The 14,106-nt window shown below is 33.7% G+C and carries 15 protein-coding genes and 1 pseudogene; 6 read left to right on the top strand and 10 right to left on the bottom strand.

Features of this window, described 5'->3' with window-relative positions; translation table 11 throughout:
• Positions 1-98: 98 nt before the first annotated feature.
• A complete protein-coding gene (sstT, locus tag EKG35_RS04240) occupies positions 99-1,319 on the top strand; it encodes a serine/threonine transporter SstT (RefSeq protein WP_126293079.1) in 1,221 nt (406 codons plus the stop codon).
• Between the two features lie 467 nt (positions 1,320-1,786).
• Positions 1,787-3,007 (top strand): MFS transporter, encoded by a 1,221-nt coding sequence (locus tag EKG35_RS04235; protein WP_126293078.1) that lies wholly within the window; start codon positions 1,787-1,789, stop codon positions 3,005-3,007.
• Positions 3,008-3,314: 307 nt separating this feature from the next.
• On the opposite strand, the gene EKG35_RS04230 is transcribed toward EKG35_RS04235, so the two are convergent.
• From EKG35_RS04230 to EKG35_RS04200, 8 genes are all read right to left on the bottom strand, one after another.
• Positions 3,315-3,695: a hypothetical protein gene (locus tag EKG35_RS04230; RefSeq protein WP_126293077.1), complete on the bottom strand. Its 381-nt coding sequence runs from the start codon at positions 3,693-3,695 to the stop codon at positions 3,315-3,317.
• A gap of 100 nt (positions 3,696-3,795) precedes the next feature.
• The gene (locus tag EKG35_RS04225; protein WP_126293076.1) at positions 3,796-4,611 is read right to left on the bottom strand and encodes an aminoglycoside adenylyltransferase domain-containing protein; all 816 of its coding nucleotides are present in this window, start codon (positions 4,609-4,611) and stop codon (positions 3,796-3,798) included.
• A gap of 232 nt (positions 4,612-4,843) precedes the next feature.
• A complete protein-coding gene (locus EKG35_RS04220) occupies positions 4,844-5,044 on the bottom strand; it encodes a hypothetical protein (RefSeq protein ID WP_126293075.1) in 201 nt (66 codons plus the stop codon).
• 98 nt (positions 5,045-5,142) lie between these two features.
• Complete coding sequence (locus EKG35_RS20815) at positions 5,143-5,316, bottom strand: hypothetical protein (RefSeq protein ID WP_185807638.1); 174 nt, start codon at positions 5,314-5,316, stop codon at positions 5,143-5,145.
• Between the two features lie 440 nt (positions 5,317-5,756).
• Positions 5,757-7,211, bottom strand: a complete 1,455-nt coding sequence (locus tag EKG35_RS04215; RefSeq protein WP_126293074.1) for an Msr family ABC-F type ribosomal protection protein — start codon at positions 7,209-7,211, stop codon at positions 5,757-5,759.
• 341 nt (positions 7,212-7,552) lie between these two features.
• A complete protein-coding gene (locus EKG35_RS21575; RefSeq protein WP_126293129.1) occupies positions 7,553-7,597 on the bottom strand; it encodes an erythromycin resistance leader peptide in 45 nt (14 codons plus the stop codon).
• 266 nt (positions 7,598-7,863) lie between these two features.
• The gene (locus EKG35_RS04205; RefSeq protein ID WP_126293073.1) at positions 7,864-8,193 is read right to left on the bottom strand and encodes an antibiotic biosynthesis monooxygenase; all 330 of its coding nucleotides are present in this window, start codon (positions 8,191-8,193) and stop codon (positions 7,864-7,866) included.
• A 55-nt stretch (positions 8,194-8,248) separates the two neighbouring features.
• Complete coding sequence (locus EKG35_RS04200) at positions 8,249-8,626, bottom strand: hypothetical protein (protein ID WP_126293072.1); 378 nt, start codon at positions 8,624-8,626, stop codon at positions 8,249-8,251.
• 562 nt (positions 8,627-9,188) lie between these two features.
• On the opposite strand from EKG35_RS04200, the gene EKG35_RS04195 reads away from it, so the two are divergent.
• Positions 9,189-9,725: a ribonuclease H-like YkuK family protein gene (locus tag EKG35_RS04195; protein ID WP_126293071.1), complete on the top strand. Its 537-nt coding sequence runs from the start codon at positions 9,189-9,191 to the stop codon at positions 9,723-9,725.
• A gap of 119 nt (positions 9,726-9,844) precedes the next feature.
• Positions 9,845-11,086, top strand: a complete 1,242-nt coding sequence (locus tag EKG35_RS04190; RefSeq protein WP_126293070.1) for an aminopeptidase — start codon at positions 9,845-9,847, stop codon at positions 11,084-11,086.
• Between the two features lie 150 nt (positions 11,087-11,236).
• On the opposite strand, the gene EKG35_RS04185 is transcribed toward EKG35_RS04190, so the two are convergent.
• Together EKG35_RS04185 and EKG35_RS04180 are read right to left on the bottom strand one after the other, a co-directional pair.
• Complete coding sequence (locus EKG35_RS04185; RefSeq protein WP_126293069.1) at positions 11,237-11,776, bottom strand: ribonuclease FAU-1 family protein; 540 nt, start codon at positions 11,774-11,776, stop codon at positions 11,237-11,239.
• A 179-nt stretch (positions 11,777-11,955) separates the two neighbouring features.
• Positions 11,956-12,997, bottom strand: a pseudogene (locus EKG35_RS04180) (flavin-containing monooxygenase).
• Positions 12,998-13,238: 241 nt separating this feature from the next.
• Here EKG35_RS04180 and EKG35_RS04175 point away from each other — a divergent pair.
• Both EKG35_RS04175 and EKG35_RS04170 read left to right on the top strand, forming a co-directional pair.
• A complete protein-coding gene (locus tag EKG35_RS04175) occupies positions 13,239-13,562 on the top strand; it encodes a DMT family transporter (RefSeq protein WP_126293068.1) in 324 nt (107 codons plus the stop codon).
• A 22-nt stretch (positions 13,563-13,584) separates the two neighbouring features.
• Complete coding sequence (locus EKG35_RS04170) at positions 13,585-13,932, top strand: DMT family transporter (RefSeq protein WP_126293067.1); 348 nt, start codon at positions 13,585-13,587, stop codon at positions 13,930-13,932.
• Positions 13,933-14,106: the final 174 nt, after the last annotated feature.

Genomic DNA, 14,106 nt, shown 5'->3' with positions numbered 1-14,106 from the left:
AAAACCATGTTAAACTATTTTTGATTAAACTGTCTTTTTGGACAATACATTTGTACGTTATAAAAGAATATTTTACTAAATTACATCGGGGGAACATCATGAAAAACATCATGCTTAAGTGGAATCAAATTAGTTTAGTTAAACGAATACTAATTGGTATGATTGTCGGAATTCTACTGGCAGTTACTATACCTGATTCTACAAAATGGGTTTCAATTTTCGGTTCTTTATTTGTTGGTGCTTTAAAGGCCATTGCACCAATATTAGTGTTATTCCTAGTTATGAGTGCCATCTCAAAACATAAAAGTGGTAAACAGACAAATATGAAAACGATTCTAGTCCTTTATGGATTAGGTACATTATTAGCTGGTGTAGTTGGCGTTGTTGCTAGCTTCCTATTTCCAGTTAACCTATCGCTTTCAACAGGTGCTCAAGACGTTGCACCCCCTAGCGGTATTTTAGAAGTACTTAAAACTTTACTTTTTAATATTGTGGACAACCCAGTCAATGCATTATTAAACGCAAACTATATCGGGATTTTAACATGGGCAATCCTTCTTGGGCTGGTACTGAAAAAAGCTGCTGAAACAACTAAAACAGTGATAGCTAATTTTTCTGACGCAATCACAAATATTGTAAAGTGGATCATTGATTTAGCACCACTTGGAATTATGGGTCTAGTTTATGATGCAATTTCAACAAACGGTCTTTCAGCATTAAAGGAATACGTTCAACTACTAGTACTATTACTTGGCTGTATGTTCTTTGTTGCACTAGTTGTAAATCCTATTATTTCATTTATCTTTACACGTCAAAACCCTTATCCGCTTGTATTAAGAACTTTAAGAGAAAGTGGTCTGACTGCCTTCTTTACTCGCAGCTCAGCTGCGAATATTCCAGTAAATATGACATTGTGCAAAAAATTAGGGTTGGATGAAGATACATACTCCGTTTCAATTCCTTTAGGTGCAACGATTAATATGGCTGGTGCAGCTGTGACAATTTCTGTCCTAACTCTTGCTGCCGCGAATACGATGGGTATCGAAGTAGATATTTGGACATCTATTATTCTAATGGTGCTTTCTGCGGTTTCTGCTGCCGGTGCTTCAGGTGTTGCCGGTGGATCACTGTTATTGATTCCGCTAGCTTGTAGTTTGTTTGGAATTCCAAATGACATCGCAATGCAAGTAATTGGTGTTGGTTTCGTCATAAGTGTACTGCAGGACTCTTGTGAAACTGCATTGAATTCATCTTCTGACGTGCTGTTTACTGCAACTGCTGATATTGCGAAGAAGCGTAAGGAAGGGAAAGTAATCTAATCTTCATTTTTCTTTCTACTTTTCATTTGATGATGTGCTAAATTTTCGGATTAACTATTAAAATCCTAATTCACTTGTTTGTGAGTTAGGATTTTTTCCATTAATAAATATAAATCCTGGATTCTTAACTTTACAAATTCTTTTAAATTTCACACTTGTAAAATAATCCAATACAGTGTAATATTAACTCACTAAACACGAAAGGGTGACCATGGGGCGATGATTTACTAATTCTATTCTAAAAAATACATTCGTTTATAAAATTTCGAAGTCATTTTTTGAATGGGATTAGTCTATAATTTTTAGAAAAGGATCATCGTAAGCTTAGTATTCGGTGTATACTATGTCTTTTTCTGTGGCTATATAGACCTCTTATCCAAAAAATGACGGATAGGAGGTCTTTTTTATTTTCTAATATATAACCCCAGATAGAATATCCACTTTATATATAAGAGAAGAGGAATAATATGAGTCAATTATTAAGTAATCGTTTCGTTCGCGCCATTTTACTTTCCGCTTTGTTTCTACAAGTGGGAATTTGGGTTCGAAATTTTGCTATTCTGTTATTTGTTATGGAGAAGACGAATGAAGACCCATTTGCTGTCTCTATGATTTCTGTCGCTGAATTTGTTCCCATCTTCGTTTTCTCCTTTATAGGGGGGACATTTGCCGATCGCTGGCGGCCAAAGAGAACGATGGTTTGGTGTGATATTTTAAGTGCAATATCCGTGTTTGCTGTACTTGTTACACTTCATTTTGGATCATGGAAAATTATCTTTTTCGTAACATTGATTTCAGCAATTTTATCGCAATTTTCTCAGCCATCAGGTATGAAGCTTTTTAAAATGCATTTAGGTGCTGAACTGATACAATCAGCTATGTCAATTTATCAAACAATATTTGCGGTATTCATGGTGTTCGGTCCTGTAGTCGGTACAATAGTTTATCAGAAATTTGGGATTGAAGTATCAATTGCAATTACCGGCATTGCATTCCTTCTATCAGCTTTAATGCTTGCTTTTATACCAAAAGATCATTCAATGGAAACAGATAAGGAGAAAACTTCATTATTCGATGAAATGAAGAGCGGAATTCGTTATGTATTGAGAAAAAAAGAATTGAAGCTTCTTGGATTATGTTTTTTATCAGCTGGACTCGCTTTAGGATTGATTCAACCGCTTAATGTTTTTATTGTAACGGAAAGATTAGGATTAGCAAAGGAAAGCTTACAATGGATTCTAGTAGCAAATGGTATTGGGATGATCTTGGGGGGAGCTGCTTCTGTCTTATTTTCTAAGAAAGTGCCTCCACAAAGATTATTGATGATTGGTATGCTTGTAAATGCTATCGGAATGAGCATCATCGGCTTTTCCACTAACCTTTCAATTACACTCGCAGCACAATTTGCTTGCGGGCTGCTCTTCCCTTGTATTCAAATAGGAATCAATACGATGATTCTGCAAAATACGGATGCTGAATTTATTGGAAGAGTAAACGGAACATTGAGCCCGCTTTTCACTGGGGCAATGGTATTAACAATGAGTATCTCCGGTAAAATGATGGAGCAATTTTCAATTGTTACTGTTGTAGAAACATCCGCGGTTCTTTTTGTTATCGGTCTTACTGCAATGCTGCCGCTCTTTAATATGAAAGCAAAAAATATAGAAAGCATGCTTTCAAAAGAATAATCTCAATAGCCATTAATTAGATTACTAGTTATAAAACATGACTAACCCCGTTCTAAATTTTGAACGGGGTTAATTTTTGAGGCATGCTACTTGTCGTTTAAAAGTCTAAGGCTAATTCTACAATTGCGTCTGAAAATTGAATATCACTTGTCTTAGTGAAAAAATAATTCTACTTTGTGTTAAAGGCACTGGATGTTCTTAGAGAAATGCAAACTTCCCTTGAAACTGTGTAACTTAGTGCTATTTATTCTAGTGGTGGAAATCTACACAGCCGGTATTCCCTTATATACACAAATTTTAAGAAGAGCTATTTCTTCTTCAATTCAAAGTTTTCACTATAACCATTCCAATTTATTGTAATATTAAAAGTATCTTCTAACTTGGTTGAAGGGCTATTAGAGCTCAAGGCATTGTTTCTGTAAGAACCATCTTTATCTAAGTTTACCTTTTCTGCTCCAAATGTAGTTTCCCTCCTATTGTTTTCAACAAAATAATCAAAGGATTCAATTGAATTCAAATTATTTCCATTGTATCTTATTTCAAGCTGATTTTTTTCAGAACCATTTATTACACTCACAACTAATTCTACTGACCAGTTTTTACTATTTCCAATAAAAAGGAGTTCATCTCTCTCTTGACATGCTACTAACAATGGCAGTAATACAAGTAAAATAAAAAACTTCTTCAACTTATTCTCATCTCCTGGACTATATATATTAGTCTCGCTCAATTAGCTTAATTGCAACTAGTGCAGCATTAGTGTAAATGGTAAAGTCATAGTATTTCCTTCATTTCTTATACATTTTATTACAATAATTAATTATGTATTTCATACATTGTATTGTGTCATTAATCCTTTGTTTCTTAGAATCACAGTAACGTATGTTTAATCCTTCTCGAATACTTATCGCTTCTTTAATGATTGCATGCCAACTTTCTGGTATATAATTAAGTGCATATTTACCTGCATCTACTTTAGAAATAATTCCACGTTCTCTGAGTGTATAGAATTGCCGTAAAATTCCGGTTATAGACCATTGTACCTCACGCTCCACAAGATTATTTGGAAATAAAAACGCTATTCTTTTAAACCTTTCAATTGTATTTAATCGATTTAACCAATAAGTGTTCATATTGTTTAGTACGTAATCCACAAGATCACTTTCATTAACATCAAAGTGGAACGATTTTATTTCAGGACCAATAATGCTAATCCCTTTGTCTCTTAAAATCCACCAAGTAATCGGATTAATAACATGATTACTCCTACCTACTTTTCCTTCGTTTACATATAAACACTTTTTTGTTTCTGTTTGTTTCTTTCCTATGTCTTCCCAAAGGAGATAGCATCCGTCCATTCCCGTTTTTTTATATTTATTTTTTAATTCTCGATGAATATTAGATAATACTTTTACCTCTTTTTCAGTTAAATCACTGTTTACAATTGCAATGAAATCAATATCGCTAGACCCGTTAATATAAGCGTTAAGGGCAATTGAACCGTGTAAATATAATCCTTCAAGAGTATTGGGAATTCGTTCATGAAATAAGGAAATATACTCACTTAAAATAGTTTGTACTGATATAGGTATTTTTGAAGCCATAAAATCCTCCCATTATTTACCAACTAATCATTACGATACGTCACTATTATCTATAAAGGGCAGCTGATAACAATTCTTTTATTATAGAATAGAAATTCAGGTTCATCTTTTTTCAAAACGGTATGACCTTTTTATACAATCCAATTTTATTTTTAAGAAATAACTTTCTAAATTAAATACTTAGAGTTTTGTTAGATATTAATTTTCTGAGAGACTAATCTCTTCTCCCATCTTAATTTCTCTTATTTCTCTTGTTTTTTTCGTACGTTTTTATAGTTATTAGTTTCGACATAACATAGTGGACAACTGCAATTGTAATTAACAAATCTCTATATGGTTCATTTGTTCCTGTGAACAAGGCTGTAGTAATATAAAAAAAACCAAATGAAATTAAGAGTAAGAAAGCAATATAATGCTCTATGTATAATTGCATTTTTTTAACTCCCCCAGATCTATATTTTGGTAGATGTAGTCTTTTACTTCACAATCAGGTTTATTTATTAGCTGGCATAAAAATGAAAATTCGTGAAGTTATATTAGAATTATTAATACAAATAGGATTATGTCTATTCCAATAAGCAACCAAATTTTTTTATTCATTTTCTTTGAAGGCTTTTCTTCCTCCCATGTTGATGGGGATTTCCAAATTATAAATGTAATTGCTATTGTAATTAAGAAACTTAATATTTTTAATCCCATTTCCATTATGTAATCTCCACTTGGTTATATACTTTCCACAATTCAATCCAAATTTTACCACAAAAAAAACCTATAATACACACTTAATCTTCCCCGTAATGAAAGGAAAGTGCCCTTTTAATGGAATTAGTTTTTTGTTTGATTTATGTCAAATAAATACTTCAATAATAACAACAAAAAATGACAACCCCATCCAAATTAATAATATATAAATAGAACTTTCTAATAAACAACCGCAACATCTAATATGAAGTGGCCAAAATCTTTAATTTTAGTAAAACCATATCGTTCCATTGTGAACCCGAAAAAACCCTGTTGTTGCTCACCCACAAAAAATGGAATCATTAATTATTATCTCTGTAAACTAAAAGAAAAAAATAGTGGCGGTGAAAAAACTGTAGTATTTCCATCGCCACCTTTGACTGTTTACACAGATTTGACTTAAATTACTCTTGCTTTAATTTTTTGTTATGAATCAAGTATTTTACGTCGGCCACCTTTTTAATGAATGCTTGATCGTGGGAAACAAAAATAATTGTTCCTTCGTATGCATCCATAAACTGTTCTAAGGCTCCAATTGCATGAATATCTAAAAAGTTAGTCGGTTCATCTAACACTAGAATATTAAAATCCCCTAAGAATAATTGACAAAGTTGAAGTCTTATTGCTTCTCCTCCACTTAATAACTTCACATTTTTTTGTAGATCAGTGCCTATAAATTGCATTGAGTATAAAACACTTCGTAATAAACCTTCATCATAGTCGGAACGATTCTTCACAAATTGTAGGACTGTTTCATCTGTTGTAAATTGATAACTCATTTGATGAAAATAACCGATCTTTGCTTTTGGGGAAATAGTTAACCCTGGACCATTATTTATAATATGGCGAAGTAATGTACTTTTCCCGCAGCCATTTGGACCTCCAATTGCTATTTTCAATCCAAGCGGCAGTTGGAAGCTTACCTCTTCTAATAATACTCTTTTATTAATTTGCAGTGTCAGTCGGTCTGCCATAATTGGAAATTTATTATGCAGTTCTAAAGCTTTAGACTGACGGAACACAATTTTCTTGTCCTCTTGTACAGCCTCCACTTCTTGAAGTCTTTCCATTCGATGCTCGATTGCTTTTGCAGCACGTTGAACGGCTTTTTGGCTTGTGCCTTTAGATTTTGTTTCAAACATGCGATTCGCCTTTGCCTTTGATTCCTTCTTTGACATACTTCCTGCTTGAGCAATTTTTTCAGCCTTTTTCATTTTTTCTTGTGCCGCTTTTTCGAGTCGGATCTTTTCTCTCATGAATTGTTCATGAGCTTGACGCTGCTGCTCGCGCTCTAGCTGCTTTTGTACAATATAATCACTGTAATTCCCTGAATAAACACGCACCTGACCTTCATGTACTTCCCAAATTGTTGTTACGAGTTCATCTAGAACAGTACGGTCATGGCTAATTAATATGAGCGCTCCATAATAATATTTTAGCTCCTCAAGTAAAAATGTAATGCCATCTTGATCTAAGTGAGTTGTAGGCTCATCAATGAGTAAAGCTTCGTAATATTGAGTAAACAATTGTGCCAGCTTCATCCTTGTTTGTTCTCCACCGCTTAGCTGCTCAGAATTTTGCGGAACGGATAACTTTCCAAGTAAGGCTGGATCTGCATCCCGGGCTTTTGGAGCTTCAAGTTGCTCAAAATATCCGCTTTCCACATGGCGTTTTACCTTCCCATTTGTTGGCTGAACAATCCCTGCCATTAACTTCACTAATGTGCTTTTCCCAGCGCCATTCTTTCCAACTATACCGATTCTGTCAAATTGATGTACTGCTAATCGGTCAATCTTTAAAATTTCTTTATCTAAATAAATAACTTCTATATTTTCTAATTCAAAACAAATTTGTTCCATTATTGCTACCTCCGAAATGTTGTAATTTCGTATCGATAGCTAGGATCGATACGAGCTTCTAATTCAAGCTCGTATTAAAAGAATAATAAAAATTGCATGGTTTTTCCTCCTGCCCTTTACTAAAAAAATCACAGACAAATGCCTGTGATTTAGAGTAAAGGAATTTTCCATTTATATTTAGATAACTGCCACATTAAATAATCCACTTAAAATAAAAAGGGCAGATAAAAAGGAAAAGCAGAACAATCTACCTTTCCTCAAGTATTTTGAAGATTATTAAAAAAGGACAGACTAATCCCTTAACTCTGCATCCAAAAAACAGAGCATTTGACCGTATTTAATTACTGGTTCAAATTTGGGAAACGTAGTCTCATAGAATGTGTCATTTTTTAATAATCCTCCTCAATAAATCTAGTATCATTTTAGAGTGTCTTTTAGAAAAAATCAAGCAGCACTCAGTATTCATTATAGTAAAAAGGTTTAGTAATGCATAAAAAGGGCTAAAAGAGAAGCCCTTTTACTTAGATTTTAAATACGGAATAACTAACCAAACAATAAATAGATGTTTAGCACCCATAATCTAAAATAATGGGCATCGCGCTGGACTAGTTCCCCTACATAAAGGAAACAAATTGACTATGCCATTAAATGATTAATCCTTTTTTATTATTGGTTTTTTTACTGCTCTTACTTCATACTTACCTACTTCAGTATTTAAAATATAATCTGGCTTCGGCTGATTCAAGTTTGCTTTATGACCTGCAATATGAGCATCACTTTTTTCCCACTGTTTCCAATACTCTTCTGATTCCCAAGTTACTAAAATAATAACCTCTTCTTCACCACGTCTAACTTTCTTCACCAGCACTTTTAGGTCAACAAAGCCTTCTTGTTCTTCAAGTATCCCAGCTTTGCTAAAGCGCTCTACTACTTTCTCAGAGTTTCCTTCTGATACTGACATTTTTCTTAATTGAACAAACATATACATATCCCCAATCTTCTATATAATCCAAATGTATTCCGAAGCTCTTCGAAAATTATTCTTCTGAAGAGTCATCTCCAAGTTCTTCGCTTGTATTTTCAATAGAATTCTGTTGATTAATTTCATCTTCATAAATTTCAAACAGCTCAGTAAATTCATTAATAATCATTTCAACAGCCTTTAATTCACCTACTATAATAGGGTTAATAGTTTGCAGCTCCGGTGATTCTAATTGCTGCTTTAATGTTGAACGCTTTACATTCAGTCTGTTTAAAAATTCAATTGCTCTTCCCCGACGAAATGTTTTTGCACCTCGATGATGTTCTCTTTTCCTATGTCCGCCACCCCTTGAATGACGATGCTCTTCCCAATTGAGTCCATCTGCAAAATGTTTATCATCTCTTCGATACCTTCTATCATATCTTCCTCTCAAAACACAAACTCCTCTCCGTATACAAATGTATACCTCTGATATTATCGTATACTTTTGTATACGATTAGTCAATGAAATAATTTCAGCATTACTCCTTTAATATCCAGAAAATGTTCAACCATTTAAGATTTAGCCTATGTATAAATTATTAAGGAAATTAACCTCAGTTAGATAATCCTGGCACTGTTATAAGTTATATTCCATTCAATGGCATAGGAGAATTTTAAAGAAAGAAGGGGGCTGTCTCGGAAGTATTACAAACTTCTGGGGCAATTTCTTTATATTATAAAAGTCCTTTAAAACTTCTGTATCTGTCACTTCGTTTTCGATACAGATAAATTGTATCTGTCACTTCGTTTTCGATACAGATAAATTGTATCTGCCGCTCCACTTTTGGTACAAATACGGTCTTGCCTTTCATCGCACAATGGGGACGTCCCATATCATTATGAGACGCCCCCTTTTGTTTTTCTTTTTTCTATTTCATTAATTGTATTGTACTAAGTATATTTCCTACATAAACTATATTAATTAATCGACTAAGAAGAGAAAGGTAGGGAACATGATAAACGATAATGTATTTAATGGTACCTTTCAAAATTTAAGTCAAAAAAACATGCCTTTTGAACAAGTCTTTTTAAATATATTGCAGTTTATGGAGAAAGATCCCACCGGAAATTTCAAGCTTATGTTCGGAACAGATTCACAGGTTTATAGTAGAGAAACGAAGTTTATTACAGGTATTGTGATTCAGCAGGAGCGAAAAGGAGTTTGGGCTTGCTTTCGAAAAGTCATTTTACCTAGAAAAATGGAAAACTTGCATGAACGAATTTCATATGAAACCACCTTAACAGAAGAAGTCGTTTCATTATTTACTGAAGATAAAAAGGAACAGCTTATACAAATTGTTCTGCCAAACATTTATAAAGGTGCAAGCTTAACGATTGAAGGACATATTGACATAGGCTCAGGAGAAAGAAATAAAACGCGAATCTTTGTAAAGGAAATGATTTCACGAATGAATTCCATTGGTTTAAAGGCGAAGATCAAACCGGATTCTTTTGTTGCAAGCTGCTATGCAAATCGATTCACAAAATAATATGCAACTATTTTACAGGGCTATTATACAATCGGTTTAAGTAGTGCCGAATTGTTTCTGAATTATGTGTGAACCGGGTACAATATAAGTAGTAGATATAAAAATTGGAGGAATTAAATATGTTACCGAATTTTGAGGAAAATTTACAAAAATACGCAAAGTTATTAGTTGCAAAAGGAATTAACGTGCAGCCTGGAGATTGGGTAAAGATGACAATTGCTGTAGATCAGGCTCCTTTAGCACGCTTAATAACGAAAGAAGCCTACGCTTTAGGTGCACAAAAAGTCATTGTGAAATGGGCTGACGATGAAATTAGCAAATTGCATTACCTTCATCAGCCTACAGAAGTGCTGACGAATATTCCGCAATATGAAATCGATGAATCAGAAGATCATGTATTAAATCACCGTGTTAGCAGACTTTCAATTATCTCAAGTGACCCGGGTCTATTAAATGATGTAGATCCTGCTAAGGTTGCTGCTTACCAAAATGTTTCTAGTAAAGCCTTCCATATCCAACGAAAAGCTACTCAAAATGACGATTTGAAATGGACGGTTGCGGCTGCTGCTGGTGCAGGATGGGCTGCTAAAGTATTCCCCAACCTTGAAACATCTGAAGAACAGGTTGATGCATTATGGGATCAAATTTTCAAAACATGTCGGGTATATGAAGAAGACCCAATTGTTGCATGGGATCTCCATAAAAAGACATTAAATGAAAAAGCTGCAAAACTAAATGAAATCCAGTTTGATGCACTTCACTATACAGCTCCTGGTACTGATTTAACCTTAGGCTTGCCAAAAAATCATATATGGACATGTGCTGAAAGCTATAATCCAAAAGGTGAAGAATTTATTGCCAATATGCCAACAGAGGAAGTGTTTACAGCTCCTGATACTCGCCGTATGGAAGGTGTAGTTCGCAGCACTAAGCCGCTCAGTTACGCAGGGACATTGATTGAAGGAATCGAAGTTCATTTTAAAGATGGTAAAATCATTGCAATTTCTGCTGAAAAAGGCGATGAAGCAATTAAGAAATTAGTCTTTGAAAATGAAGGAGCAACTGGTTTAGGTGAAGTAGCACTCGTTCCAGATCCATCCCCTATTTCACAATCAGGCATTACTTTCTTTAATACGCTATATGATGAAAATGCATCAAACCATTTAGCAATTGGTTCGGCTTACCCAACGACAATTCAAGGAGGAACATCGATGAGCCAAGAAGAATTGTTAGCACAGGGTATGAATACATCAACGGTTCATGTTGATTTCATGATTGGCTCCGATAAAATGAATATCGACGGCATTAAGCAAGACGGCACAATTGTACCAATTTTCCGTAATGGGGATTGGGCAATTTAACTTCAAATATAAAACAATCTCTTCCTACATTCACATAGTGGAAGAGATTGTTTTTAGTTTCGAAATATTAAATAACTAATTAAAAATTCACTCCAAGTTGAAATCAAGTTAATTAATATTGAAACTTGAATATAGGTAGAGATAAAAAAACTATTTTATTGCAGTAAGACTATTGCTTCTATCCATTTTTAGTAACATTTCCGTTTCTGCTTTTACATTCTGAATAAGTTCACTTATTACGTCCAATAAAGAGTTTAAAGCCTTTTGTACGTACCCATTCTCAAATTGCTCCAAAGGCTCCGGCAGCTCATCTTCGTCCAAAATAAAGTACTCTCCATTAGGAAGGACTAAAACATCAATAATCAAATCTTCAAATTCAATTATTTTATCTAAGGACTTTGTATTTTTAACAATATTAAAATAAGCTCCTATATAATTTCCTTTTTCATCTTTCCAAAAATATAGATTATAAGGCTTGTCCATCCAATAATACGCAATTGTATAACTGCCTTTAGGGATAGTTTTTTTCTTTTGACCAGCCATCATAGAAAAAGAGTGTTCGATTTTATGTAAAAGTACTACCCTTTGCTGCTCTGCTAGTAGTAGTTTACATTTATGCTCAACTATTTTTGAATCATAGCAGATTTTTCTTTCTACAATTGCATCATTTTCCTGAATCTCCAATTCCACTATTCAACCTTCTTTCAGTAAAATTATCCATTCAAATAATAGACCTTACACGATTATTTTGAGATCTATATAATTGTGATTATTTAAATATATGTTCCTCGTTTTAAAATCAAGAAGTTTACTTTGTTCGTTTTTAACATTCAACATGTAATTTACACGCTTATATAAAAAATCTACTACTATTCTGAAAAATGTTTTAAATGTTGAACAATAAACTCTGCATCAAATCCTACTCCTTGCATCAACGCTGATCCCCGACGATACTGCCAAGGCAGACCGATAAAGTAAAGTCCTTTTATATTTGAGACACCTCTAGAATGAATAATTTGTCCTTTTTCGTTAAACACTTCTTCTATCTCTAGCCAAGGATACTTTGACTCAAAACCAGTAGCCCATATAATATTATTCACATTTAAAGTAGACAAGTCTCCAAAGGTAATTTGATTATCCTTCCCAGCAATTACTTTTGATTTTATCGTTACTTCTTTTCTTTTAATAGCATCTTTCAATTCATAGCCAAATATAGGGTCGCCTCTTTTTTGAATCCTTTTACCCAAAAAGGAATCTGTATTCGCTTTTAAAATACCCAGTTTGTCAAACCACCAAAAAATACTTTTATTTTGGATACTTAAAGGCAAGTACGATATTTTTTTATTGATTGCTAAGTATGTTTCCCTTTCTTTCGATAGCTCGACTTCAATTTGCGCCCCACTATTCCCACCACCGACAATAAGTACATTTCCGTCTTTTAGCTGGCTAGGATTTATATTGGGAAGAATGAACTTGATAAATCTCTTTTGACAAATCCCTTGAAAATAGTGGCATCTTTGGATATTGAAATGCTCCAGTTGCAATAATTAGATTTTTCGATTTAAAAACGCCTTGATTAGTTTTTACGTAAAAAACATTTTTGATTTTAGATACTTTTACTACTTCAGTTTCAAGGTTAATAGGCAGGTTAAATGTAGTTGTATATCGCTTTAAATAATTTACAACTTCAAACTTCGATGGAAATCCATGTGTCTCTCCTTCAAACACTAGACCTGGTAAAGAGTTATACATTCTAGGTGTAAATAAAACTAATGAGTCATATCTATTTCTCCAACTATCTCCGACTTCCTGCCCTTTATCCAATATTATAAATTTATCACTATTTTGTTTTAAGTAATACCCAATTGAAAGACCTGCTTGTCCCGCTCCTATTACAATTGTGTTATACATTAAAGTCCCACCTTCCAAAATACATATATGAACATATAATCATATATGAATGTTAATGTATTACCATACCCAAAATCAACCAAAATTAAGAAGAATTAAAAGATTAATTTTCCCTCGTTCAAAACATTGACGTGTTTACTAAGCTTTACAAAAAAACATCTAGACTGCACAATAAACTTTGTATCAATCATTACTAAAGGAAAAATTCATATCTATTACAAGTGACTAGAGAGGAATCCTCATGGGTGCATATTTACTATTAATCTTAGCTATTGTTAGTGAAGTGTTCGGCAGTTCAATGTTAAAAATAACAAACGGCTTTAAAAATCTCTTCCCCTCTCTTGGGGTAATCGTTGGATATGGTATTGCTTTCTATGCTTTATCTTTATCTTTGAAGACGCTGCCACTAGGAGTAGCTTATGCTATTTGGGCAGGTGTGGGAACAGCACTTACTGCGATAGTTGGCATTATCATTTACAAAGAAGAGTTTAATAACAAAAAACTATTTGGGTTAGTTTTAATTATTTTCGGAGTAATTTTATTAAATATGGGCGGAACCCATTAATTCTAGAATGGGAGGAAGATAGATGAAAGGATATATATTTTTGGCGATCTCTATTGTTGGAGAGATTTTTGCTACTACAATGCTAAAAATGTCTGAGGGGTTTACCATTGTCTCCCCTTCTATTGGGGTAATTGCCGGTTATGCATTGTCATTTTATTGCTTATCCATGTGTCTTAAAACAGTCCCCTTAAGTTTAGCATACGCCATTTGGTCGGGAATAGGAACAGCGTTAACTGCCATAATTGGTGTAGTTGTATGGGGAGAAGTTATTACCTCACTAAAGGTCTTTGGAATATTAATGATTATTGGAGGAGTTGTATTATTGAATTCATCTAAAAATATAGAGACAGCAAATGAACCTTCAAGCTAACATTCTTTTGCTGCCATTGTAGACAAATAGACAGGACTGGAATTTCATAGTCTAGCGAGATTTAAAAAAGTGAAGAAAAGTAAAAAATCCTTTTCTACACTTTTATTCTTTTCCTTTCTCTAGGAAATATTTCCCCTTTTATCCCAATTCGTTTTCCAAAATACGCTATCCTGA

Origin of the sequence: Lysinibacillus telephonicus, from assembly GCF_003966145.1 — a bacterium.
Classification (GTDB): domain Bacteria; phylum Bacillota; class Bacilli; order Bacillales_A; family Planococcaceae; genus Ureibacillus; species Ureibacillus telephonicus.
This window is presented reverse-complemented; position numbering and strand designations above follow the sequence as displayed.

What these genes read in the sequence shown, in the direction of transcription:
- EKG35_RS04235 (WP_126293078.1), top strand. Translation starts at nt 1,787, where the DNA reads ATGAGTCAATTATTAAGTAATCGTTTCGTTCGCGCCATTTTACTTTCC.
- EKG35_RS04190 (WP_126293070.1), top strand. Translation starts at nt 9,845, where the DNA reads ATGTTACCGAATTTTGAGGAAAATTTACAAAAATACGCAAAGTTATTA.
- sstT (WP_126293079.1), top strand. Translation starts at nt 99, where the DNA reads ATGAAAAACATCATGCTTAAGTGGAATCAAATTAGTTTAGTTAAACGA.
- EKG35_RS04170 (WP_126293067.1), top strand. Translation starts at nt 13,585, where the DNA reads ATGAAAGGATATATATTTTTGGCGATCTCTATTGTTGGAGAGATTTTT.
- EKG35_RS04195 (WP_126293071.1), top strand. Translation starts at nt 9,189, where the DNA reads ATGATAAACGATAATGTATTTAATGGTACCTTTCAAAATTTAAGTCAA.
- EKG35_RS04205 (WP_126293073.1), bottom strand. Translation starts at nt 8,193, where the DNA reads ATGTTTGTTCAATTAAGAAAAATGTCAGTATCAGAAGGAAACTCTGAG.
- EKG35_RS20815 (WP_185807638.1), bottom strand. Translation starts at nt 5,316, where the DNA reads ATGGAAATGGGATTAAAAATATTAAGTTTCTTAATTACAATAGCAATT.
- EKG35_RS04220 (WP_126293075.1), bottom strand. Translation starts at nt 5,044, where the DNA reads ATGCAATTATACATAGAGCATTATATTGCTTTCTTACTCTTAATTTCA.
- EKG35_RS04215 (WP_126293074.1), bottom strand. Translation starts at nt 7,211, where the DNA reads ATGGAACAAATTTGTTTTGAATTAGAAAATATAGAAGTTATTTATTTA.
- EKG35_RS04175 (WP_126293068.1), top strand. Translation starts at nt 13,239, where the DNA reads ATGGGTGCATATTTACTATTAATCTTAGCTATTGTTAGTGAAGTGTTC.
- EKG35_RS04225 (WP_126293076.1), bottom strand. Translation starts at nt 4,611, where the DNA reads ATGGCTTCAAAAATACCTATATCAGTACAAACTATTTTAAGTGAGTAT.